This window comes from Profundibacter sp. (genome assembly GCF_965277155.1).
Taxonomy (GTDB): Bacteria; Pseudomonadota; Alphaproteobacteria; order Rhodobacterales; family Rhodobacteraceae; genus Profundibacter.
The window spans coordinates 414,130-437,494 of record NZ_CBDIBV010000013.1; the positions used below are offsets into that span (position 1 = coordinate 414,130).

26 protein-coding genes are annotated in these 23,365 nt (G+C 58.2%); 8 read left to right on the forward strand and 18 right to left on the reverse strand.

The window, feature by feature from the left end:
• Positions 1-91: 91 nt before the first annotated feature.
• Complete coding sequence (locus tag ACQY4M_RS17240; RefSeq protein ID WP_428546684.1) at positions 92-862, reverse strand: ChaN family lipoprotein; 771 nt, start codon at positions 860-862, stop codon at positions 92-94.
• A 278-nt stretch (positions 863-1,140) separates the two neighbouring features.
• On the opposite strand from ACQY4M_RS17240, the gene cobU reads away from it, so the two are divergent.
• Both cobU and ACQY4M_RS17250 read left to right on the forward strand, forming a co-directional pair.
• Positions 1,141-1,674, forward strand: coding sequence for a bifunctional adenosylcobinamide kinase/adenosylcobinamide-phosphate guanylyltransferase (gene cobU, locus ACQY4M_RS17245; protein ID WP_428546687.1), 534 nt, complete (start codon positions 1,141-1,143; stop codon positions 1,672-1,674).
• Positions 1,671-2,249: a histidine phosphatase family protein gene (locus tag ACQY4M_RS17250; protein ID WP_428546690.1), complete on the forward strand. Its 579-nt coding sequence runs from the start codon at positions 1,671-1,673 to the stop codon at positions 2,247-2,249. The genes cobU and ACQY4M_RS17250 overlap by 4 nt, the downstream gene beginning before the upstream one ends.
• 263 nt (positions 2,250-2,512) lie before the next feature.
• On the opposite strand, the gene ACQY4M_RS17255 is transcribed toward ACQY4M_RS17250, so the two are convergent.
• Entirely contained in the window at positions 2,513-2,965 is a 453-nt protein-coding gene (locus ACQY4M_RS17255; RefSeq protein WP_428546693.1) for a hypothetical protein, read from the reverse strand.
• Between the two features lie 130 nt (positions 2,966-3,095).
• On the opposite strand from ACQY4M_RS17255, the gene ACQY4M_RS17260 reads away from it, so the two are divergent.
• Both ACQY4M_RS17260 and ACQY4M_RS17265 read left to right on the forward strand, forming a co-directional pair.
• The gene (locus tag ACQY4M_RS17260; protein WP_428546696.1) at positions 3,096-3,785 is read left to right on the forward strand and encodes a glutathione S-transferase; all 690 of its coding nucleotides are present in this window, start codon (positions 3,096-3,098) and stop codon (positions 3,783-3,785) included.
• Between the two features lie 75 nt (positions 3,786-3,860).
• Positions 3,861-5,375, forward strand: a complete 1,515-nt coding sequence (locus ACQY4M_RS17265) for a YifB family Mg chelatase-like AAA ATPase (RefSeq protein WP_428546699.1) — start codon at positions 3,861-3,863, stop codon at positions 5,373-5,375.
• Between the two features lie 58 nt (positions 5,376-5,433).
• Here ACQY4M_RS17265 and ACQY4M_RS17270 read toward each other — a convergent pair whose 3' ends face one another.
• The 4 genes from ACQY4M_RS17270 to ACQY4M_RS17285 all read right to left on the reverse strand — a co-directional run bounded on the left by ACQY4M_RS17270 (position 5,434) and on the right by ACQY4M_RS17285 (position 8,626).
• Positions 5,434-6,060, reverse strand: coding sequence for an alpha/beta hydrolase fold domain-containing protein (locus ACQY4M_RS17270; protein ID WP_428546702.1), 627 nt, complete (start codon positions 6,058-6,060; stop codon positions 5,434-5,436).
• A 19-nt stretch (positions 6,061-6,079) separates the two neighbouring features.
• A complete protein-coding gene (locus ACQY4M_RS17275) occupies positions 6,080-6,202 on the reverse strand; it encodes a hypothetical protein (protein WP_428546705.1) in 123 nt (40 codons plus the stop codon).
• Between the two features lie 65 nt (positions 6,203-6,267).
• Positions 6,268-7,311, reverse strand: a complete 1,044-nt coding sequence (locus ACQY4M_RS17280) for an IS5 family transposase (RefSeq protein WP_428539227.1) — start codon at positions 7,309-7,311, stop codon at positions 6,268-6,270.
• Positions 7,312-7,582: 271 nt separating this feature from the next.
• Entirely contained in the window at positions 7,583-8,626 is a 1,044-nt protein-coding gene (locus tag ACQY4M_RS17285) for an IS5 family transposase (RefSeq protein ID WP_428539227.1), read from the reverse strand.
• A 163-nt stretch (positions 8,627-8,789) separates the two neighbouring features.
• Between ACQY4M_RS17285 and ACQY4M_RS17290 the strand changes: the two genes are divergently transcribed.
• The gene (locus tag ACQY4M_RS17290; RefSeq protein WP_428539609.1) at positions 8,790-9,446 is read left to right on the forward strand and encodes an IS1595 family transposase; all 657 of its coding nucleotides are present in this window, start codon (positions 8,790-8,792) and stop codon (positions 9,444-9,446) included.
• On the opposite strand, the gene hemF is transcribed toward ACQY4M_RS17290, so the two are convergent.
• Entirely contained in the window at positions 9,434-10,261 is an 828-nt protein-coding gene (gene hemF / locus ACQY4M_RS17295) for an oxygen-dependent coproporphyrinogen oxidase (protein WP_428546708.1), read from the reverse strand. The genes ACQY4M_RS17290 and hemF overlap by 13 nt on opposite strands.
• 138 nt (positions 10,262-10,399) lie before the next feature.
• On the opposite strand from hemF, the gene ACQY4M_RS17300 reads away from it, so the two are divergent.
• The gene (locus ACQY4M_RS17300; RefSeq protein WP_428546711.1) at positions 10,400-10,771 is read left to right on the forward strand and encodes a hypothetical protein; all 372 of its coding nucleotides are present in this window, start codon (positions 10,400-10,402) and stop codon (positions 10,769-10,771) included.
• 58 nt (positions 10,772-10,829) lie between these two features.
• Here the strand turns inward: ACQY4M_RS17300 and ACQY4M_RS17305 are convergent, their stop codons facing one another.
• The 4 genes from ACQY4M_RS17305 to ACQY4M_RS17320 all read right to left on the reverse strand — a co-directional run bounded on the left by ACQY4M_RS17305 (position 10,830) and on the right by ACQY4M_RS17320 (position 14,388).
• Positions 10,830-11,639 carry an SDR family NAD(P)-dependent oxidoreductase gene (locus ACQY4M_RS17305; RefSeq protein ID WP_428546714.1) on the reverse strand — a complete coding sequence of 270 codons (810 nt, stop codon included), beginning with the start codon at positions 11,637-11,639 and terminating at the stop codon, positions 10,830-10,832.
• A 15-nt stretch (positions 11,640-11,654) separates the two neighbouring features.
• Positions 11,655-12,656 carry a class I SAM-dependent methyltransferase gene (locus ACQY4M_RS17310; protein WP_428546717.1) on the reverse strand — a complete coding sequence of 334 codons (1,002 nt, stop codon included), beginning with the start codon at positions 12,654-12,656 and terminating at the stop codon, positions 11,655-11,657.
• 22 nt (positions 12,657-12,678) lie between these two features.
• On the reverse strand, positions 12,679-12,999 hold the full coding sequence (clpS, locus tag ACQY4M_RS17315; RefSeq protein ID WP_118944493.1) for an ATP-dependent Clp protease adapter ClpS: 321 nt from the start codon (positions 12,997-12,999) through the stop codon (positions 12,679-12,681).
• A 162-nt stretch (positions 13,000-13,161) separates the two neighbouring features.
• The gene (locus tag ACQY4M_RS17320; protein WP_428539582.1) at positions 13,162-14,388 is read right to left on the reverse strand and encodes an IS256 family transposase; all 1,227 of its coding nucleotides are present in this window, start codon (positions 14,386-14,388) and stop codon (positions 13,162-13,164) included.
• Positions 14,389-14,753: 365 nt separating this feature from the next.
• Here ACQY4M_RS17320 and ACQY4M_RS17325 point away from each other — a divergent pair, with 365 nt between their 5' ends.
• Positions 14,754-16,361, forward strand: a complete 1,608-nt coding sequence (locus ACQY4M_RS17325; protein WP_428546720.1) for a D-alanyl-D-alanine carboxypeptidase family protein — start codon at positions 14,754-14,756, stop codon at positions 16,359-16,361.
• A 13-nt stretch (positions 16,362-16,374) separates the two neighbouring features.
• Positions 16,375-17,064, forward strand: coding sequence for a fumarylacetoacetate hydrolase family protein (locus ACQY4M_RS17330; protein ID WP_428546723.1), 690 nt, complete (start codon positions 16,375-16,377; stop codon positions 17,062-17,064).
• Here the strand turns inward: ACQY4M_RS17330 and ccoS are convergent.
• The 7 genes from ccoS to ccoO form a co-directional block, all read right to left on the reverse strand.
• A complete protein-coding gene (gene ccoS / locus ACQY4M_RS17335; RefSeq protein ID WP_428546726.1) occupies positions 17,061-17,219 on the reverse strand; it encodes a cbb3-type cytochrome oxidase assembly protein CcoS in 159 nt (52 codons plus the stop codon). The genes ACQY4M_RS17330 and ccoS overlap by 4 nt on opposite strands.
• A 10-nt stretch (positions 17,220-17,229) precedes the next feature.
• Positions 17,230-19,407 carry a heavy metal translocating P-type ATPase gene (locus ACQY4M_RS17340; protein ID WP_428546729.1) on the reverse strand — a complete coding sequence of 726 codons (2,178 nt, stop codon included), beginning with the start codon at positions 19,405-19,407 and terminating at the stop codon, positions 17,230-17,232.
• A 3-nt stretch (positions 19,408-19,410) separates the two neighbouring features.
• Positions 19,411-19,863 (reverse strand): FixH family protein, encoded by a 453-nt coding sequence (locus tag ACQY4M_RS17345; RefSeq protein WP_428546733.1) that lies wholly within the window; start codon positions 19,861-19,863, stop codon positions 19,411-19,413.
• A complete protein-coding gene (gene ccoG / locus ACQY4M_RS17350; protein WP_428548243.1) occupies positions 19,864-21,330 on the reverse strand; it encodes a cytochrome c oxidase accessory protein CcoG in 1,467 nt (488 codons plus the stop codon). It abuts the gene before it with no gap.
• A gap of 232 nt (positions 21,331-21,562) precedes the next feature.
• A complete protein-coding gene (gene ccoP / locus ACQY4M_RS17355) occupies positions 21,563-22,444 on the reverse strand; it encodes a cytochrome-c oxidase, cbb3-type subunit III (protein ID WP_428546736.1) in 882 nt (293 codons plus the stop codon).
• Positions 22,441-22,626 (reverse strand): cbb3-type cytochrome c oxidase subunit 3, encoded by a 186-nt coding sequence (locus tag ACQY4M_RS17360; RefSeq protein WP_428546739.1) that lies wholly within the window; start codon positions 22,624-22,626, stop codon positions 22,441-22,443. Before ACQY4M_RS17360 ends, ccoP begins: the two co-directional genes overlap by 4 nt.
• Before the next feature lie 9 nt (positions 22,627-22,635).
• Complete coding sequence (ccoO, locus tag ACQY4M_RS17365; protein WP_428546742.1) at positions 22,636-23,361, reverse strand: cytochrome-c oxidase, cbb3-type subunit II; 726 nt, start codon at positions 23,359-23,361, stop codon at positions 22,636-22,638.
• Positions 23,362-23,365: the final 4 nt, after the last annotated feature.

Sequence of the window (23,365 nt, forward strand, 5' to 3'; positions counted from 1 at the left end):
CCGCAAAGGCAACAAACTCAACCAACCGCATCTCGAGCCTGACGGCTCTCCTCGCGAAGAGCGCCCGCAAGGAAGCGATGAGCGCCAGCCGCTATTTGAATGCCAGACACGGGTCTTCGCGTTCGGCCGGTTTTGTCACCACCCAATAATCAAAAGGCTCCTCGGCTTCGGCCGGCTCTTCCACAAAGCCGACCACAAGCACCTTGACCCCTTCCAGCATCGAAGGCACCCCCCAATCCTTGCGCGCATGTCCATTTCCGGTGATCAGCACCACCGGCCCGCCCGTATCGCGATAGGCCTGCATCACCGTATCGGCAAAGGCCGCGTCACGAAACCGCTGCGCCTCGACCATGCCGCCCATCAATTCCAGCGGCATCGCCTCGCAATGATCGGCGAACTGTTCCTGCTTGCGTTGCTCAAGTTGCGCTTTTGGCAAAGGCTGATCCAGCCCGTATCCCGCCCCGAACACAGCCGCCGCCCCTTCCTTGAACGCACGGCGAGCCTCGGACCGTGGCCTTGCCGCGCCATAAACTCTTGCCTGCCCCAACGCGGCAAACACCGGCCAGTAGATCGCGAAATCGGGCCAGCCTGATTGTTCCCATTCCAGCGCAGCCTGATCCTGCAACAGGTCCGGCGTGATCCTTGCCGCCTGTTCGGGGGATAGCATCTCGAACACCACCGCCTTGGGCTTAACCGCCCGAATTGCCCGCGCCTGCCCAAGATGGTGCAGCGGATTGTCATGCACCTCGCCCAAAACATAGACATCGGCAGGCGGCAGGGAATCCAATCCATCCACCGAAATTTCCCCGGCATCGGCACAAACCGCAACCAGCGCGGCAATCGCAAAGATAAAATGTTTCATTCTCTTACTCTGCCGATGTTCGGCAAAAATGCCAATGGGTCAAATCCGGACACAACAAAAGGGCAGCGCCCGACCCTGGGTGGGCGCACCAAGGGGAATTTGATGCATGCCGGTATTACAATCACCCGCATTGATACTGACTGCAATGCTGCAAAGCGCCCTCCCGTGGGGAGGGTCGGGCGCTGCCTGGGCAAGCCGGGCGGAACAATGCATATCCCCTCTGGCCATCGACACCGCCCCTTGCTAGTCATTGGCAACACCTTAAAAGGATACCCCGCATGTTGCCCAAGCTGACCCTGATCATCGGTGCCGCTGCTTCCGGCAAATCCGCCTTTGCCGAAAGGCTTGTCACATCCTCCATGCGCGCTCGTTCCTATATCGCCACCGCACAGGCTTTTGACGATGAAATGCGTGCCAAAATCGCCCGCCACAAGGACATGCGCGGCAGCGGCTGGACGACGATCGAGGCCCCGCTGGATATTCCCGCCGCCCTGCAACAGGTTCCGGCTGACCATGCGGTGCTGATCGACTGTGCCACGTTGTGGCTGACCAACCATATGCTGGCGAAAACCGATCTGGAGCAGGCCGAGTCCGACCTATTGAAAGCCCTCGAAAACTGTCCCGTCCCCGTGGTGATCGTCAGCAACGAAGTCGGCGCCGGAGTAGTTCCCGACAACGCCCTGTCGCGCAAATTCCGCGAGGCCCAAGGGCGCCTGAACCAACACCTTGCCGCACAAGCAGACCTTGCCGTCACCGTCATCGCGGGTCTGCCGATGGTGCTGAAAGGCACCCTGCCCCAGGCGCTGGAATGACAACCTGGTGGTGGGTGCGTCACGGGCCAACGCATGAAAAATCCTTTGTCGGCTGGCGCGATGTGCCCGCCGATCTGTCCGACACCGCGCGAATCGCCCGTCTGAATGCCCACCTGCCCGAGGATGCGTTGCTGGTCTCCTCGGACCTGTCCCGCAGCATTGCGACAGCCGATGCCATTGCGGGCAATCGCACCCGTCTGCCTCATGCACCTGCCTTGCGGGAACTCGATTTCGGTGACTGGGACGGCCTGACCTTTGATCAGGTCACCGCCCGTGATCCAGCCCTAAGCCGCGCCTATTGGGAAACACCGGGCGATGTTGCCCCGCCCAACGGTGAAAGCTGGAACATGGCCGCCGCCCGCATCACCCCCTTTGTCGATGAAATGGCCCGCCAATATCAGGGCCGCCATATCATCGCTGTGGCCCATTTCGGTGTAATCCTGACACAGGTGCAGCGGGCGCTGGGGATTTCTGCCTATCAGGCGGTCTCGCATAAAATCGACAACCTGTCGGTTACCCGCCTGCGGTGGGATGGTGACAAATGGCAGGCAGGTGAAATAAACCGCATTCCCTGACGCAACCTGGCATGTGGCCATAGCAACTCTGAACCAACGCGCAAATGGCGGTGCCCGGCCTGGAGGGCGCATGGTGCAATTTGCTCCGCTTGTCAGAAGGCCTGCGCAAACCCAGACATATCGACCCTTTGCAACCTTGCAAAGCGCCATCCGTGGGGAGGTCGGGCGCTGTTATTTTTACAAAATGACGGGTGCGAAAGGTTAGGGGAAGCGTTTCACAGAGACCTGAACAAAGGGCACAACAGGGTCTTGCCCCTGCCCCGTCAATACCCGAAAAACAGCGTCCGCCAGCGGTCCATCACCTCCATCGGTGTGCCGTTGCCGCTGATCACGTCGTAAAACAGGTCCACCGCAAACATCGTCTGTTTCAATGTGGTCCCGTCGGGACTGCTGCAAGGCACCAGTGCAATCGCATCATAAATCGCCCGTGCATTTCGCTGCATCAACGGGTTTGGCCAGCGGGTGCCGCGCAACTCGTTCAGAAAGGACACATCACAACCGCAGTTATATTCACCCTGCGCGGCCACGCAGTAATCATGCCGCATACAGGCCGCATCCAGCATATCCACCGGCGGCCCCGCGCGCGACATGTCCACCGGATGGTTCGGCCCGCACCAGCGGCCATAAACCGGCGCATACACCTGCAGATTGCTTTGCGCCGCAGCCCCGCCAACGATTGCCAAAACCAGCAAAGCCCCGATCAAAATCCGTTTCATCAATCCAAATCCCATGCCGTTCTTTACACCACCCGCGCGCGCTCTGGCAAATCCGTGCCATCAAATTTCGTGATGCCCCCGTCACAAATCTAAATTAGGCAAAGCCGCCACGCCGCGCTAACCTATCGCAATGACCTACGATCTTTATATCGGCGACCGCACATTTTCCAGCTGGTCGCTGCGTGGCTGGCTGATGTTCGAGAAGTTCAACATCCCCTACCGCACCCATATGGCCGGTCTGTATTCCGGCACCCTGAAGCAGGATCTGGCCGAACTGGCTCCGGCCCGATATGTCCCCGCGATGCGCACGCCTGACGGCATTGCCGTTGGCGATACCTTGGCGATGGCCGAAACTCTGGCTGAACGTCATCCCGACGCAGGCCTCTGGCCAACCGATCCTGCCGCCCGTGCCTTAGCGCGGTGGCTGGTGGCGGAAATGCATTCGGGCTTCATGACCCTGCGCAGCGAATGCCCGATGCAACTGCTGCACCAATATGACGGCTTTGCCGTATCCGATGCGGTGCAGGCCGACCTGACCCGTTTGCAGGAAATCTGGGCGCTGGCCCGCAGCCGCCACGGTGCGGATGGACCATGGCTGTTCGGGGAATATTCGCTGGCCGATGTGTTCTATGCCCCTGTTGCCGCCCGCATTACCGGATACGCCCTGCCGGTTGATGAAACATCCGCAGCCTATGTCACCACCCATCTGCAAGACACTGCTTTCCGGCAATGGCGTGTCGAAGGGCTAAAGGTGTCCTACGATCCGGTTCCTTATGCGCTGGACCTGCCCACCCGCGATTGGCCGCAATCCTTAACCTGATTTCGGCCCTGTTTACCCTTTGTAAACCATTCCCGCGTTAACCATGACCCAATGGTTAATAGCGGGAGCGGTTAAATGGTAGCACACGCCTATACGGTGGCGTTCGAAGGGATCGAGGCCCGCATGGTCGAGGTGCAATGCGCCATCACTGCGGGCCTGCCGTCCTTTGCCATCGTCGGCCTGCCGGACAAGGCGGTTTCCGAAGCCCGCGAACGGGTGCGCGCCGCGATGACCGCGATGTCGATCGCGCTGCCCTCGAAACGGATCACCATAAACCTGTCCCCGGCCGATGTGCTAAAGGTGGGGTCGCATTTCGACCTGCCAATCGCATTGGCCCTGCTGGCGGCGCTGGAAATCATTCCCTCCGAGGACGTCGAAAACACCGTGGCTCTTGGGGAATTGTCGCTTGATGGCTCGCTCATTCAGGTGATCGGCGCCCTGCCCGCCGCGATGGCCGCCGCCGAACATGATCGCGCACTTTTGTGCCCCAAGGCCTGCGGAGCCGAGGCCGCATGGGTCGGCGCAACCCAAGTGCTGGCGGCTAATTCACTGGCCGACGTGGTGCGCCACTATACCGGTCAATCGCCACTATCCCCCGCCGTGGCGGGCGAAGTGCAGCGTGAAAACCACAGCCGCGACATGCGCGATGTCAAAGGGCAGGAACGCGCCAAACGGGCCTTGGAAATTGCCGCCGCAGGACGTCACCATGTACTGATGACCGGCTCACCCGGCTCGGGAAAATCCATGCTCGCAGCTCGCCTGCCCGGTATCCTGCCACCGCTTAGTGCGGCCGAGGCGCTTGAAACCTCGATGATCCATTCCCTGTCCGGCCTGCTGGACGAAGGCGGAATTTCGCGCGAACGCCCCTTTCGCGAACCGCACCACACCGCGTCCATGGCGGCCATCGTCGGTGGCGGGCGCGGGGCGAAACCGGGGGAAATATCACTGGCTCACAACGGGGTTTTGTTCATGGACGAATTCCCCGAATATAACCGCGCCGTGCTGGAAACCCTGCGCCAGCCGATTGAAACCGGCGAAGTGGTGGTGGCACGCGCCAATGCCCATATCCGCTACCCCTGCCGGTTCATGCTGGTGGCCGCAGCCAACCCCTGCAAATGCGGCTACCTGACCGATCCCACCCGCGCCTGCGCCCGCGTGCCGATTTGCGGTGAGGAATATCTGGGCCGCATTTCCGGCCCGCTGATGGACCGTTTCGATCTGCGAATCGATGTGCCGCCGGTGGCGTTTTCCGATCTGAACCTGCCCGAAACCGGCGACAGTTCCGCCGACATGGCCGCACGGATTGCAGGTGCCCGCGCCCTGCAAGAGGCCCGCTTTGAGGGGCACGGCGACATGCGGGTAAACGCCGATGCAGAGGGCGCAATGCTGGAAGAAATCGCCACGCCCGATGAGGAGGGCCGCGCGCTATTGCTGAAGGTTGCCGAGCGGTTCGGCCTATCGGCCCGTGGCTATCACCGCGTGCTGCGCGTGGCCCGCACCATCGCCGATCTGGAAGGCGAAGCAGACGTGCGCAAACCGCATGTGGCCGAGGCCGTCAGCTTTCGCCTTAGCGCGACAAAAGAGGTTTGACCTGCACTGCCCGGACCTGATCGGGGCCTGTCCGATCTGAATGACAGCAGGTTCCGGATCAGGTCCGGAACCGTGCCTTGATGAACTGTGCCACCTGCAAAAGCGCCAGATCCGCATCGGGCAGCCAGCCGTGGAATATCTGCCAGACGTGGGGCAGGCCGGACCAGATATAAGTTTCCACCTCCACACCCTGTGCCTTGAGAACCGCCTCCATACGGCATGTATCGTCCAGCAAAATCTCGCTGTCTGACGCCTGCATCAGCACCGGCGGGCAGTCGGGAAAATCCGCAAACAAGGGCGAGGCACGAAGGTCCGCCGGATCGGCCCCTTGCAGATACATATCGCGCAGTTCATCTATCCGCTCGACCGGCAACATCGCTTCGGTTTTCGCATTTGAACGCAGGCTCTCTCCGCTTAACGTCAAATCCGTCCACGGTGACAGGGCAAAGGCAGCACGCGGTGCAATCCCGCGTTTGCACAGCTCTGACAGCAGCACCAACGCCGCCCCGCCACCGGCACTATCGCCGCCGATGATAATATTTTCCGGCGCATAACCACGATCCAGCAGGGCCATATACCCCGCCAGAGCATCGTCAACCGCCGACGGAAATGCGTGCTCCGGAGCAAGGCGGTAATCAATCAGGCAGGCCTGTATTCCACTAAGCCGCGACAGGGCCGCCAGCATATTTTTATGGGTTTCAGGGCTACCGACAATATAACCGCCGCCGTGGATATAATAGAGGGAACCTCTGTAAATTCCCGTTTTCGCCTTCTTCGCGGCGGGGTGGACGGTTTTTCGCCTGTCCCGCCTGATTGCTTCGGATCATAAACCCATTTTCACCGGTTTCAAGCCGGTTTTGGGTATTTCAGGCACACCTCACCCCATGAACCCTTATCCCGGCGCCGCCAGGCCGCATTCGAACTGGACGAAGCGCTTCATGTTGTAGACCAGGTTCATCATCCCGATGCGAAATCGCGCCCGCTTCAGGCCGATGGAGCGGATCAGCTTGCCGCCCATGGAGCGCTCCTGAAAAGCGAATACATGCTCGACCCGGACCCGCACTTTCGAGCGCCTCCGGTTGGCCTTTTGCTGGCGCTCGCCAAGCGGCTTGCCGCGCCTGCCCTTGTGATGGATATGGCTGTGAAGCCCCCGCTCTTCCAGCTCGCTTTCGATCTTTTGCGAGCGATAGGCGCTGTCGGCCCACAGGTCCGATGAGGTGTTGCTCGCATCAATCAGACCGGCAAGCGCCTGGCTGTCATGCACGGCGGCATCGGTGACATCATAAGCGCGGATGAATTTGTGCCGCCGGTCGACATTGATGTGGTTCTTGTAGCCGTAATAGCTCTTGCCGTGCTTCTTCGTCCAGCGCGCATCCACGTCCTTCTGGCGCTTCTTGTGGGGTTTTTCCTCCCACTCTTCAGGCGTTTCGCCCGCCTTGATTTTCTCGTTCTCGTCCCTTTTGTTGTGCTGGCGCGGCGCCGGAACGATGCTCGCATCAACAATCTGCCCGCCCATCGCCAGATAGCCCTTTTCGCGCAGAAAGGCATCGAACTTGTCAAACAGCTCCTTCATCTTCCCGGCCCCGGCCAGCCTTTCACGGTAGGCCCAGATGGTCTTGGCGTCAGGTACGCTGTCTTCAATGCCAAGGCCGAGAAACCGCATGAACGACAGGCGGTCGCGGATCTGATACTCGATCTGATCGTCAGAGAGGTTGTAGAGCTGCTGCAAAACCATCGTCTTGAATATCAGCACCTCATCCCAAGGCGGGCGGCCAGCGTTGGATTTGCGCTGTTCGGGCGGCGTGCGCCATATGGCCTTCAGCTCGTCCCGGTAATCCTCGAACGGCACCATGTCGTTGAGCAACACCAGCGGATCACCAGATTTGTCCAGTCCCGCGTATCGGCTGGAAAGATCAAAAAATCCCATCTGACCCATGACAAAACCCCGTCGGTCGAATCATTTTCATCCTGATGACGATTCTACCCCGTCAGGCCGGATTTTGGGGGATTTTTAGAGGTTCCCAAGATTCAGCTTATCCGATTACGGTTAACCATAGGGAACCTCTGTAAATTCCCGTTTTCGCCTTCTTCGCGGCGGGGTGGACGGTTTTTCGCCTGTCCCGCCTGATTGCTTCGGATCATAAACCCATTTTCACCGGTTTCAAGCCGGTTTTGGGTATTTCAGGCACACCTCACCCCATGAACCCTTATCCCGGCGCCGCCAGGCCGCATTCGAACTGGACGAAGCGCTTCATGTTGTAGACCAGGTTCATCATCCCGATGCGAAATCGCGCCCGCTTCAGGCCGATGGAGCGGATCAGCTTGCCGCCCATGGAGCGCTCCTGAAAAGCGAATACATGCTCGACCCGGACCCGCACTTTCGAGCGCCTCCGGTTGGCCTTTTGCTGGCGCTCGCCAAGCGGCTTGCCGCGCCTGCCCTTGTGATGGATATGGCTGTGAAGCCCCCGCTCTTCCAGCTCGCTTTCGATCTTTTGCGAGCGATAGGCGCTGTCGGCCCACAGGTCCGATGAGGTGTTGCTCGCATCAATCAGACCGGCAAGCGCCTGGCTGTCATGCACGGCGGCATCGGTGACATCATAAGCGCGGATGAATTTGTGCCGCCGGTCGACATTGATGTGGTTCTTGTAGCCGTAATAGCTCTTGCCGTGCTTCTTCGTCCAGCGCGCATCCACGTCCTTCTGGCGCTTCTTGTGGGGTTTTTCCTCCCACTCTTCAGGCGTTTCGCCCGCCTTGATTTTCTCGTTCTCGTCCCTTTTGTTGTGCTGGCGCGGCGCCGGAACGATGCTCGCATCAACAATCTGCCCGCCCATCGCCAGATAGCCCTTTTCGCGCAGAAAGGCATCGAACTTGTCAAACAGCTCCTTCATCTTCCCGGCCCCGGCCAGCCTTTCACGGTAGGCCCAGATGGTCTTGGCGTCAGGTACGCTGTCTTCAATGCCAAGGCCGAGAAACCGCATGAACGACAGGCGGTCGCGGATCTGATACTCGATCTGATCGTCAGAGAGGTTGTAGAGCTGCTGCAAAACCATCGTCTTGAATATCAGCACCTCATCCCAAGGCGGGCGGCCAGCGTTGGATTTGCGCTGTTCGGGCGGCGTGCGCCATATGGCCTTCAGCTCGTCCCGGTAATCCTCGAACGGCACCATGTCGTTGAGCAACACCAGCGGATCACCAGATTTGTCCAGTCCCGCGTATCGGCTGGAAAGATCAAAAAATCCCATCTGACCCATGACAAAACCCCGTCGGTCGAATCATTTTCATCCTGATGACGATTCTACCCCGTCAGGCCGGATTTTGGGGGATTTTTAGAGGTTCCCATAAGTCGTGCTAGGTTTCCCTTAATTCTTTTTGGGGCTGACCCAGATAACCTAAAAAGAGGTTATGATGGGAAGCATGAGAAAGAGTCGCCTGAGCCACTACAAGCAAGACCGTCTTACGGAGCATTTTGTTTCGGGATCGACAGCACGAACAGCAGCCAGTTTGTGTGGTGTAAACCGCAAGACCGCAGCGTTTTATTTTCTACGCCTGCGCGAGATAATCGCCTATGAGCTGGAGGCGGAAAGCCAAGCTATGTTCGGCGGAGAAATAGAAGTGGACGAAAGCTACTTTGGCGGCAAACGCAAAGGTAAACGCGGGCGTGGTGCGGCAGGTAAAATTCCCGTTTTTGGTATATTAAAAAGGGGTGGGAAGGTTTACACCAAGATCATCCCGGACGCCAAATCCGCCACTCTGATCCCGATCATAGAGCGCAAAGTCGTGCCGGATTCCATCGTCTATTCCGATTGTTGGCGCGGTTATAATGTGCTGGATGTGTCAGACTTCCACCACTTTCGCATCAACCATTCCAAGCTCTTTGCAGACCGTCACAACCACATCAATGGCATCGAGAATTTCTGGAACCAAGCCAAGCGCCACATGCGCCGATTTAACGGTGTCCCCAAGGCCCAATTTGGGCTATATTTGAAGGAATGCGAGTGGCGTTTCAACAACAGTGACCCTTCAGCTCAGTTATTGCAGCTAAGACAATGGGTTAAGCGTTACTTGAAGTAGTTATCTGGGTCAGCCCCCAGATTATATTCGGCATAGAGTCCGCGATGCACCAGTTGGGTGTCTTTGTCCGCCTCGGTCCATGGTGCGTTGCGGCGCTTTTCGGTGACGGGCAAAAACGCCATCAAAAATGCCAGCCCGACATCCTGAATAAAGGCAAAATCGGCGTCCCAATCACCTGTGTTGTGATCATCCAGAAAAATACCACCCACCCCGCGGGCGCGATTGCGATGCGGGATATAGAAATACTCGTCCGCCCATGCCTTGAAACGGGGATAATAGTCCGGATCATGCTTGTCGCACTGCTGCTTTTGCACCGCATGAAAGGCGGCCGTATCCTCGGCATATTCAATGCAGGGGTTCAGGTCCGACCCGCCGCCGAACCACCAGCCATGCGGGGTCCAGAACATGCGGGTGTTCATGTGAACAGCAGGCGAGTGCGGGTTTTGCATATGCGCCACCAGTGAAATACCCGAGGCCCAGAACCTCGGGTCGTCTTTCATCCCGTCCAGCCCTTTTCGCCCCGCCATCGCCGCCACAGCCCGTTCGCCCAGCGTGCCGTAGACGGTGGAAATATTCACCCCCACCTTTTCAAATACACGCCCGCCGCGCATCACCGACATCAGGCCGCCACCGGCGTCAGACCCATCCGCCGCATCACGCTTTGTGTCAGATATTTCAAAACGACCGGCAGGTTGATCGGAAAACGGCCCCTCGCCTTGCGTGTCCTCCAGCGCCTCGAATGCGGCGCAAATCTGGTCGCGTAAATCGCGAAACCACGTTGCTGCTTTGGCTTTCTGGTCTTTCATGTCGTCCATTGTTCGGGCCTCCTGTTTCCATCCGGCCTAGCGGATTTTCGCCGGACAGGCCAGCCCAACCGCTGCAAATGAAGAACTGGTTTTGCCAGAGGGGGCGATCTGTCTATACTGGCCTGACAGATAAACCAGAGCAGGGCAATGAAACGGTATCTACTGGCACTACTGCTTCCACTGGCAGGGTGCAGCACAGCATTGGAACAATGTGTCAACCGCAGCACAAAAAACCTGCAGGCTGTCGATGACCTTATTGCAACCACGCAGGCCAATATTGATCGAGGATATGCATTGGACAGCCGGCCACAAGTCAGTATCGGCCTTCAACTGTGTACCAGCCCCAGCGCCAATTTCCATTTCTGCACAGGAACTCAAACCAGCCCGAAACAAGCCCCTGTTGCAATTGATGTGGCCGCTGAGCGCCGCAAGCTGGCCGAGTTAAAATCCCGCCGTGCCGTTCTGAAACGACAATCGGATTTGGTGGTCAGGGCCTGCGTTGCCAAGAACCAGGGCTGACCACCCCGAAATCTTTAAAAGATTTCGTTTGTTTTCTTTGTAAGAAAACAGCCGCAGTTTAATGTGCCGGCGCGGCAACTGAATCAAGCAACGTGCGCCCGCCATCAACGATCATTATCTGCCCGGTGATGAAACCCGCACCTTCCGAGGCCAGAAACTGCACCGCCTCGGCCACTTCCTCGGCTTTTGCAATCCGTCCCAGTGGCGTATGCGCCACAACATCGGCGCGGCATTCTTCATTCCCCTTCAGGGTATTTTTCAAACTGGCGCTCATCACCGAACCGAAAGCCACCGCGTTCACCCGTATCCGTTCTGGCGCCAGCGCCACGGCCAGGGATCGTGTCATCTGGTTCAGCGCCGCTGTCGACACCGAATAGGCCAGCAGTTTCGGGTGCGCCCGCTGCGCTGCAATCGACGACAGATTGACGATCGCCCCCACCGGCCCTTCTTCGTTTTCCTCGCGCTCGGCCTGACAAATCATCCGTTTTGCCACCGCCTGACTAAGCCGCAGGCTGGTCATCAGGTTTTGTTCCAGCAGCTCTTCCATTTCGTCTGCCTCGGGGTCCAGCGGATCGGACACGGCCACCTGTCGCGAGGCATTGATCAGAATATCCACTCGGTCAAAGGCATCAATCGTGGCGGACAGCAGGTTGGCGATGGTCAGTTTCTGTCGTAAATCACCGGCGAAAAACTGTATGTTTTCTTCTTTTTCGGCCCTGTCACCCAGTTCTGCAACCAGGCGGTCCTCGTCCATATCGGCAAACATCACATTTGCGCCCGCATCAGCAAACCGCAACCCGATAGCCAGGCCAACGCCGTTGGCCGCCCCCGTCACGATTACGGATTTTCCGGCAATTGAAAAAGACATCTTGTTGCTCCTGGTTCAGTCCCGCAGGCGTTTGCCGCGCAGCGGCTTGGTGGCCCGAAGGATTTTGAAGGAATTGTCACCGGCGATTTCATCGACAAAGCGAAATGTCCCGGCCAGTGTGCGTTCATAGGGCAGGTGCCGGTTTGCCACCAGCCACATCTGTCCCGAAGGTGTTAACATTCCCGCTGCCGCATGGATAAAGGCGCGTCCGATTTCGGGGTCGGCCTTGCGGCTGGTGTGAAAGGGCGGGTTGCTGATGATACCGTCAAACGGCCTTTCAGGGGTAAACCGCGTGGCATCGGCCCAATGGAAATGCGCGCGCTCATCCGTGACATTCACACGGGCACATTCCAGCGCGTTGAAATCGGCCTCGACCAGATGCAGTTCGCGCACCTTTTCGCGCATTAATATGTGGCGCGACAGGAACCCCCATCCGGCCCCCAGATCAGCCAGCCGTTTGGGCAGCTTTGCGGGCAACGCATCCACCAAGGCCTGCGACCCTCGATCAATCTTTTCCGCCGAAAACACCCCGGGCACGGTTTGAAACCCGCTGGGCAGCTTGATCGGACCCTTGTCGGCCCAGTCGTCAAACGCCGGTTTGGCTGTGAACCAGAACAGTTTGCCATGCGCCTTGGAAAACGCCTGACTGACTTCAACCCGCTTGCGGCATTCCTTGTAAAACCCGTCGGCCCCGTCGGTTTTCATCCCGTCGACAATGATCAGCCCGCCGGGTGTTTTCGCCACGGCCTCGGCCAGCATCATCCGCGTTTGCACCTTGGAGCGGGCCAGCTTCACCACCGACGCCGCATAAGGCCCCGTGGCTGCCACCGACACTTTGAACCCGCGCGCGATTAGGGCATCATAGTCGGGCTTGAACCCCTGAATAACCTCGCAGCGCTCCTTGGGCAGAGCTGACAAATCATCCTCGGCCCCCGCGCCATAAACGGCGATGTCGCCATCATCGGGCAATTGCAACGCACCGCTATCAAGGATCAGATTTAATCGGGAATGTTTCATGACAGATCAGGCCAAAGCGAGCCTATTCCTTTTCCATCGTGCATTGCAGCGGATGCTGGTTGCGCCGCGCAAGGTCCATCACCTGCGCCACCTTGGTTTCGGCCACCTCGTGCGAAAAGACACCGACCACCGCCAGCCCCTTTTTATGCACCGTCAGCATGATTTCGACCGCTTGCGCGCCACTTAGCCCGAAAATCCGTTCCAGAACATAGGTGACAAATTCCATCGGCGTGTAATCGTCATTCAGCATCAGCACCTTATACATAGGTGGCCGCGCTGTTTTGGGGCGGGTTTTCAGGGCAACGCCGGTGTCGCCATCTTCATCCCCGTCCTTGTCGGACATCATCTGCAAAGGATATGTTTTGGCCAAGGTCAAAATGGTGCTTCCATCATCGGTTCCGAAGGCAATATATAAACGCTCTGACGGGCAGGATAAAGGGGTTGTGTCTCGAAAGTGGTGGAAATTGATTTCAGGCACCTCCGAGCGGGTTGAGTTATGCGCCGGTCAGGCGGCTTGGTCAAGGGTTGCGTCGGCGACGGGCTGAGCGAGCGTTTCCCAGCCATCGACCTTTCGCATGACGATCTGCCCCGAGGCCATCAGAGCCCAAAGCAGCATCGGCACGGTCTCGGCGCATGGCAGCACGGTCTGGGTCTTGATGCGGCGGCGGAATTCCTCGTTCAGGCGTTCGATCGCATTTGTCGTTCTGGCCGATTTCCACTGGCCTTGTGGCAGACGCGTGAAGGTGAAAAGCTTATCTCCTGCTTCTTCCAAGCTGTCAGCGACGGCCTTGCATTTCAGCCGCCATTTTCGCAGAAATGCCTTGCGGCGGGTGGCGATTTCCTCGGGTGTTTTGGCGTAGATCATGTCGCGGTAATCTTCTGTCAACTCATCATGCATACGCTTGGGTGCCTTGGCCAGAAGGTTGCGGTGCTTGTGCACCGTGCACCTCTGGATCGGCAGATCTTCACCCCAGAGGGCAATGAGAGCGACCTCAAGTCCCGGTGCCCCGTCCACGATGACAAATTCGGGCCGTTTCAACCCGCGCGCATCCAGATCGTTGATGAACTGACGCCAGGCGGAGGTGCTTTCGCCGCCCATGTTCATCAGTGATAACAAGACCTTCTGCCCATCCCGGCGCACGCCAATCGCGGCCAGAACCGAGATATTGGTGGCCTTCCTGTCAATCCGCGTTTTGATCACGGTGCCGTCCAGGATCAGCCGCACGATGTCTTCATCCGCAAGGCTGCGGGCGCACCACGCCTGCCAGTCCACCTTCACCTTGCGCCAGGCGCGGCTCACCACATCCTTGCTGACCGCCCCCTGAAACAGGCCGAACAGGGCGCGTTTTACCCGCCGTGTGTTGGTGCCCGAAAGGTAGACAGCAGCGATCAGCGCCTCGGCCTTCTTCGTCAGCCGCTGGTAGCGGGGCAATGCCTTCGAGCGCCATTCTCTGGCCTTGCCGGCCTCGCCTGTGATCCGCGCACGCGGCACGCGCACCGTTTCGGTTCCAAATGTTCCGACCAGTTGCCGCTCGCGATGCCCGTGGCGGTATCCGGCCTTTGCCCCGCCGCTGCGGCCATACCGGCAACGGCCCAGAAACTGCTCCAGCTCCTCTTCGAAAACCGCCTCGATCGTCGCGCGGATGTTCTGGCGCAGCCGGTCTTCAATCGGGTCATAGCCTGCTTCATTGGCCAGTAGCGCGGATGTCGATGTTGCTGTATTCTTTGTCATGGCGTGATCTCCTTGGCGGTTCCAGCCGCCGGTTGGGTGGCTTCGATGCACCCGGAGATTACGCCGTCCTCGAATTTCCACCAAACTCGCGACACTACCGATAAAGGGGCAATTCCCGATCCGGCCCAATAGCCCGCCGTGATTTGCACCCTCGACTCAAAAGCCACAGTCCAAAGATTTTTGCAAATCACAAACGGCAAACATCTTGCGGTCGCAACACCGCCTCCCACAACATCTGGCCATTTCACCGGAACAACACCTGAAAACTATTTGAAAATAAGATGTTTTCTAGGAATCCACCCTGTGCTAGAGTGCCTGCAATAATAACAAGTTGACCGGAAAAATCCGGCGACATGAGGCAGAGTATGGTAAGTGACGTAAGACTACGTCTGGGGCAGTACGTCCGCGATGGGCTATTCCTGACAGTAATGCTGTGTGCGATGGTGCTTGCGCCGCTCACAGGTATGGCCGCACCCTATGCGGCCTTTGTGATTGATGCCCGCACTGGCGAAGTGCTGCATTCGCGCAATGCAGATACGCGCCTGCATCCGGCATCGCTGACCAAAATGATGACGCTTTACATCGCTTTCGAGGCAATCGAGCATGGTGAAATCTCGCTTGATACCAAGGTGCGCATTTCCAAGCATGCCGCCTCAATGCCGCCATCCAAACTGGGCCTTAGGGCGGGGCAGCGCATCAAACTGCGTTACCTGATCCGTGCCGCCGCTGTGAAATCGGCCAATGATGCCGCAACCGCGATTGGTGAAGCCATTTCAGGGTCCGAAGCGGCCTTTGCCCGCCGGATGAACCGCACCGCCAAAGCCTTGGGGATGAGCCGCACAACCTTCAAGAACATGAACGGGCTGACCACCTCTGGCCACCTGTCCACGGCCCGCGACATGACCACGCTGGGGCGGCATGTGTTCTATGATTACCCACAATATTACAACCTGTTTTCGCGCATTACTACCGATGCGGGGATTAAGCAGGTCTATAATACCAACCGCCGCCTGCTGGGCGCTTATCGCGGCGCCGACGGGATCAAAACCGGCTATACCCGCGCGGCTGGCTTTAACCTTGTGGCCTCGGCCCGTCGTGGCAATGAACGTATCATCGCAACCGTTTTCGGTGGTCGCTCAACCGCGACCCGCAACGCCAAAGTCGCTGAATTGCTGGATCTGGGTTTCCGCCGTGCGCCGACCAATGTGCGCGTGCGCAAGCCTGCGCGCCCTCCCTATATGGGCAACCGTGGCATTGGGAAGCCATCTACACCGGCACCTACCCCCGTCGCCCCGTCAACCGGTGGTTACACCGCTGGCGTCGCTGGCAAAACCATTCGTCTGGTCACTGCGGTTAGCAAAAGCATGCGCCCACCGCAGCGCCCAACCATCGCCCCGCCCGAAGAATTGCTGGTGGCTATGAAAAGCGACATCGAAAGCGCATTGGCAGAAGCACAACAAACCGTTGTTGCCGAAGCTGCCATCGAGCCGCCAAAACCCGAGCCGAAACCCGAAGTGGCGAAAACAGTCGTGACCGAAACCGTCGTTGCCGAAGCACCCAAAGCGCCGGCAGAACCTGTAGTGACCGCCGCAGTCGCCACTGCAACCGCTGCGGCCCATGTTGTTACCTCGGCGCCGTTGCCGCGTCCCGCCAAGGTTATTCTGGCCTCGGCTTTGGCGACACAGCCGGCAACACAGCCCGAACCCGTTGTGGTCACCCGTATTTCCACATCCGGCGGGCGGCTTTGGGGAATCAACATCGGGCGCTTTAACTCGCAATACAAGGCCGAGCGCGTTCTGTTGAAAACCGCACTCAAGGAAATGACCACATTGGACGGAGCTTTGCGCAAAGTCGTGCGTCGCAGCACCGGATTTGATGCCAATTTCGTTGGCATGACCCGCGAAACCGCCGAACTGGCCTGCCGCCGCCTGCAAGCGCGCAATATCACGTGCTCGACAATGGAGCCATCCTGACAGGTGCCCGGCAATGGTTGAATTCGCCCTACCCGCCCCCGCGACCCCGAGCATTGCGATAGCCGACAGTGAAATGCGCTTTCCCGTGCGCCGCATCTTTTGCGTGGGCCGCAACTATGCCGAACACGCCCGCGAGATGGGGCATGACCCGAACCGCGAGCCGCCGTTCTTTTTCACCAAACCCGCCGATGCGGTGGTGGATGACGCTGCAACTCTGCCCTACCCGCCGCACACCAAAAACCTGCATCACGAGGCCGAGCTGGTTGTCGCGATTGGCACGGGTGGAGCGGATATTAATGTGGCGGATGCCCTAAGCCACGTCTGGGGCTATGGCGTTGGCAACGACCTGACCCGCCGCGACATGCAGGCCAAAGCCAAGGAAATGCGCCGCCCGTGGGACATGGCCAAGGGGTTTGACAATTCCGCAGTTTGCGGCCCGCTGCACCCCGTTTCCAGCATTGGTCACCCGACCAAAGGGCGCATCACCGCACATGTGGACGGGCAACCACGTCAGGACGGGGATATTGCCGATATGATCTGGCCCGTGGCCGATGTGATCGCCTTTTTGTCAGGCTTGGTCACGCTGGCCGCCGGTGATCTGATCTATACCGGCACGCCCGCAGGTGTTGGCCCGATTACCCGTGGCCAAAGCTGCACAATCACGATTGAGGGTTTGGGCAGCGTCACCAGCACCCACGTTTAGGGACGGGGTTTATCATCCCATTCGTCGCTTAGAATCCGGTGGGCATCGCCATCCGGATCGTCATATTGTTTCGACTTCAAAGTCCAGAAAAAAGCCAACAGACCCAGCCCGCCCAGAAACAGCGAAATCGGGATCAGATACAGAACAATTCCCATGTTGGTTCTCCTACCGCAACCGCAGTGCGTTTAGCGATACTGTAATCGATGACGCCGACATCGCCAAGGCCGCCATCAACGGGGTGGCAAAACCGAACAGCGCAATCGGCACCGCAATCGCGTTATAGCCCGCCGCGATGGCAAAGTTTTCCTTGATCCGGCGGGTTGCCTTGCGGGCAATCACCGTGGCCTCGGCCAATGGGGACATATCGCTGCCCAATAGCACAATATCGGAGGCCACCCGCGCCGCATCCAGCGCAGACGCCGGCGAGATCGACACATGCGCCGCCGCCAGCGCCGCTGTGTCGTTCAGCCCGTCACCCACCATCAAAACCCGCGCGCCATCTTGGGACAAGGCATTGATCCTTTTGGCTTTATCTTCGGGCAGGGCTTCGGCAACCCATTCATCAAACCCCAATCTTTCGGCCAGTTTTTCAACCGCGACCGGCGCGTCGCCCGAGATCAGCAACAGCTTCATGCCCTGCTCTTTCAACGCCGCCACAGCTTTACCTGCACCTTCACGCAAATGATCGGCAAAGGTGAATTCCAGCGGCTCTGCCGTGCCGATCTGCAAATATGTCGCCGTCTGTGCCCCCGCCGTAGCCCCGACCCACGCCGCACGTCCCAGACGCACGGTTTTGCCATTCCATGTGGCCTCGACCCCATAGCCCGGAACCTCGTGCAGGTTAGTTAATTCAGCAGGTTCAACCCCTACCCCGCTGACCGCCGCGGCAAGGGACACCGCCAGCGGGTGCGCGGATGCCTGCGCCAGCGCCAGCGCCACATGCAGGTCACGGGACTTGAATTCATCCAGATTAATCAATTCCGGCGCGCCTTCGGTCAGAGTGCCGGTTTTGTCGAAAACCACAGTATCAACTTCTGCCAACCGCTCCAGTGCAGTGGCATCCTTGATCAACATTCCCTGCCGGAACAGCCGCCCCGAAGCCGCAGTTGTCACCGCTGGAACCGCAAGCCCAAGGGCACAGGGGCAGGTGATAATCAGCACCGCAACGGCGATGTTCAATGACAGGCGCACGTCGCCACCCGTGGCTACCATCCAGCCGACAAAGGCCAGAAATGACAACAGATGCACCCCCGGTGCATAGATGCCTGCCGCTTTGTCCGCAAGCGAGGTGTAGCGGTTTTTCGAGCTTTCAGCCATCGCCACCAGATCGGCCATGCGGTGTAGCGATGTATCCTCGCCCGCCGCTGTGACGCGCACGGTCAGGGGGCCGGTCAGGTTAACTTCACCTGCGCTGACCACGCTTTGGGGACCGGCATAAACCGGTACGGTTTCGCCTGTCAGCAAGGAGCGGTCCAATTCGCTTTGGCCATCCGTCACCACCCCATCCACCGGCATCCGTCCGCCCGGTTTTACCCGCACCAGATCGCCCACCACCAGTTCCGCTATCGGCACTGCGACCAGTTCATCGCCATCAATGCGTTCCGCGCGCGGCACTTCCAATGCGGCCAGTTCTTCGGCCGCCGAACGGGCGATAGCGCGGGTGCGGTGGTCCAGATAGTGGCCAGCCAACAGGAAAAACGTCAGCGACAGCGCGGCATCGAAATAGGCGTTTTCGCCATGCTGGGTGATTTCATACAAGGACAGGGCGCTTGCCAGCAGGATCGCCAGTGAAATCGGCACATCCATGTTCAGGCGACGCACCTGCAAAACCGACCAGGCGCTGCGGAAAAACGGCTGCGCGGAAAAGGCGATTGCCGGTAGGGCGATGATGGCGGAAATCCAGTGGAACAGATCGCGGGTTGCGGCCTCGGCCCCCGCCCAGACCGAGATCGACAGCAGCATCACGTTCATCATTGCAAAGCCAGCCACAGCCAGCCGCATCAGCAATTCGCGCCCGCGTTTGTCGGTTTGGGTGGCGCGCAATGTGCCTGCATCCAGTTCGTGCGCCTCGTATCCGATGCCCGTCAGCAGGTCGACCATATCATCGGCAGTGACGTCCGGATCGGCCTCGATGCTGACCCGTTTCAGGGTCAGGTTTACCCGCGCCGAATGCACGCCATTGGCGCGTTCCAATTCGCGTTCAACCGCCGTGATACAGGCCGCGCAATGTATCGTGGGCAAGGACAACATGATCCGCGCCTCGACCACCTCGTTCATCTTGGCAAGCTCTTCTGCCGAAGGGGCGACCGAGCAGGCAGGACAAGCAGCGATTTGCGCGCACATGGCTTAGCCTTTCACCTCGAAATCCAGACGCTGGTGGAATTTGGTGCCGTCAAGCGCGGTGGCCTTCAGGCGCAGGTTCCATTTGCCTTTACCTAATGTCAGCGGTGCGCGGAATTTACCGCCGCGTTGCTGGAATTGCGGCGTCTGGTCATCCCGCACATGGGTCGGGCGGCCAACGATGGCATTCAGCAGCGCGACATCCGCCGGTCGGCCGGATTTATCGACCACCTCGACCACCAGTTCGCCCGGCTCATAGGTCACCGAAACAGTCCACCCCAACGCCTGTTGCGCGGCGCGTTCAGTGTCAAAATTCTGGCTGGCCACATAGCTGTTTTTCACATCCAAGCCGGGGAAGGTGCTTAGGGCCGAGTAAGCCATGAAAAGGTTCACCCCGATGATCACACCAAAGGCCCCAACAAACATAGCCAGAACCTTGCGTCCGGTAAACGGTGCCATTTATTGTGCCTTCCCGTTAAAGACGGTGCTGGTATGCACCTGTTCCTCGCCAACCTTATCCTCGACAGACAAGGTAATTTCCGTGCGATCCGATTTGGCAGGCGCGCTGCCAGCCGGTGCCGTTACATAGACACGCTGCAACAAGGTTTCGTTTGCAGGTACGACAACACTATTGCCCTCACGCCCTTCCAGCGAAATAGCGAGACTGGGATCACCACTCACCGAAATGTCGAACTTGCGATCGTCGCCGTGCTTGTTACGCAGCCGCACATCATAGGTGTTACGGATCGTTCCGTCCGACAGTGTAACATAAATCGGGTTCCGCACAGGTGCAACGGTCATGTCAATGTCCGGTCGAATGACCAGCGCCACCAGCAGGCCAAGACCAACCAGCGACCACAGCGTGATATACACAATGGTCCGAGGACGGAAAATATGCCGCCAGATTGGCTTGGGGGGCGCGCCATGTTTTTCTGCTTCTTCATCGGACAGGGCCAGATAGTCGATCAATCCGCGCGGTTTGCCGATTTTTTCCATCACGTCATCACAGGCATCAATGCACAGAGCACAGGTGATACATTCCAGTTGCTGTCCGTCGCGAATGTCGATCCCCATCGGGCAGACATTCACGCAGGCATTGCAATCGATACAATCCCCCAAGCCCTCGGCATCGCCCCCTTTGCGCCGCTTGCCACGCGGTTCTCCCCGCCAGCTGCGATAGCCGACGGTCAGGGTGTCCTCATCCATCATTGCAGCCTGAATGCGTGGCCAGGGGCACATGTAAATACATATCTGTTCACGGGCGAAACCGCCAAATCCGACCGTTGTCAGAGTCATGACAGCGATGGTGATATAGGCGATAGGATGAGCATGCCCCGTCACAAGGTTCTTCAACAGCGTCGGTGCATCAGCAAAATAGAACACCCAGGCCCCACCCGTCGCAACACCAATCAAAAGCCAGTCAAACCATTTGGTCAGCCGCAAACGCCATTTTTTGGCATCCCATTTGGATTTCCAAAGGCGGACGCGGGCATTTCTATCCCCTTCGATCCAGCGTTCCGTCAGGATGAACAGATCGGTCCAGATGGTTTGCGGGCAAGTATAGCCGCACCAGACACGCCCGGCTGCCGCTGTAAACAGGAACAATCCCAACCCCGCCATGATCAGCAGGCCCGCAATGAAATAGAATTCATGCGGCCAGATTTCGATCATGAAAAAGTAGAAACGCCGCCCGGCAAGGTCGATTAGCACCGCCTGATCGGGCAAGTTCGGGCCGCGATCCCAGCGAATCCACGGCGTCAGGTAATAGACAACCATCGCAATGCCCAGCAGCCACCACTTCAGGGTGCGGAACTTGCCTTTTACCTTGCGCGGGAATACCGGTTCGCGGGCAGCGTATAGTTGCGGGGCTTTGTTTTCAGTATTGCTCAAGGGATCAACTCCAACCGTCGATTGCTTTCGCTGCATATAGCAGGTCTCTATCTCGACTCGCAAAGATAGCTCTAGCAGTGGAAATAATAGTATATTCGCCAATGCCCATGCGACGAAGCGTAACATGCCCTGCGGCATAAGGCGACAAAGCCCTTGTTAGAATCCGTCTAATGGGGTTAAGGTGGCACCGACCCCCAAGGAAACGCGCGAACAGGACGGGCGTCGGTGCCTTTTACCGAGGGCTGGAGACCCTCGGAAGCTTTATCTTTTACTCACCACCACCAAGCTGGTGGACGTAAGTGGCAACGGCGCGAATATCAGACTCGGACAAACGAGCCGCCCATGTGGGCATTACGCCGAAGCGGGCGAAAGTCACGGTCTCGCGAATCGTATCTTTATCGCCGCCATACAGCCAGATAGCATCAGTCAGATTAGGCGCGCCTTGATCTCGATCACCTTTTCCGTCTTCTCCGTGACAAGATGAGCAATTATCTTCAAAAATAACGGCTCCGGCCTTCGCCAATTCGGGGTCTGCCTGATCTGCCTGGCCCGAAATCGTCAGAACGTGGTTTACAACCTGTTCAATTTCTTCCTTGCTCAGCAGTTCATCTGCGCCGAATTTAGGCATTTCCGAGAAACGCGCATCGTCGTCATCCTCGTTCCGCACACCATGTGTCACGGTATAGTGGATGTCTTCGATGGTGCCGCCCCACAGCCAGTCATCATCCAGCAAACTGGGGAACCCTTTGTTCCCTTGCGCACCGGAACCATGACACTGTGCACACCATGTCTGGAACACGGCGTGGCCAGCGTTGATGGCATAGCCCTTTAGTTCGGGATCGGCGGCAATTTCCGTCAATTCAACCGAGGCCAGTTTGCTTTCAATCGCTGCATTGGCTTCGTCAACTGCTTTGATTTCAGCCGCCACATCCGCACGGGTGGACCATTTCATCAGACCGGGTGTTGCACCCTCTTTGGAAATCGGCCAAGCCGGATAGGCGATGGTATAGCCAATGGCCCAAATGATGGTGGCATATAGTGTCCACAACCACCAGCGCGGCAGAGGATTGTTGTATTCTTCAATCCCGTCCCATGAATGGCCGGTTGTTTCGACACCACCTTCGTTCTGTTCTGTTTTCTTTTTACTCATGACCGCGCCTCCTTGGACCCAGCAGGTTTGTCTTCATTGCGGAAAGGGATGTTGGCGATATCGTCGTGCACCTTGCGGCTGCCTGGGCGAAATGCCCAGAAAACCACAAAGATAAACACGGCGAAAATGCCCAGCATGCCCCAGCTATCTGCGAAATGCCGCATAAGGGAATAAGTATCCATCATCCCCTCCTAGCGGCTTGCGTCAGGTGTGAAGGTTGAAAAATCAACCAGCGTGCCCAACATTTGCAGATACGCAATCAGCGCGTCCATTTCCGAAATACCCGGCTTGCCATCAAAGTTGCGCACTTGCGCTTTGGGATAGCGGGCCAGCAACCCGTCGTAATCGCTGTCCGGATCGGCCTGTGCGACAAAGTCGGCCTTGGCGTTTGCGATCATCTCGTCCGTGTAAGGCACACCGACCATGCGGTGCGTCTTCAGCAGATCTTCGATGTAGGTCGGCTCGATCATCCGGTTCGACAAGAAGCCGTACTTGGGCATGATCGACACCGGCACAACCGATTGCGGGTTGGTCAGGTGGTCAACATGCCAGGCATCCGAATAACGACCGCCAACACGGGCCAGATCGGGACCTGTCCGTTTGGACCCCCACTGTGCCGGATGGTCATATTGCGATTCAGCCGCCAGTGAATAGTGGCCATAACGCTCGACCTCGTCACGCAGCGGACGGATCATCTGGCTGTGACATACGTAACAGCCCTCGCGCACAAAGATATCCCGGCCGGTCAACTCGAGCGGGGAGTAGGGGCGCATACCCTCTACATCCTCGATCGTATTTTCCAGCCAGAACAGTGGCGCAATTTCAACGGCACCACCAATGGTGACAACCAGCAGCGCAAGAACCATCAAGATAGTTGCATTTTTCTCGACGACTTTATGTTTATCAAGGAAAGCCATTTTA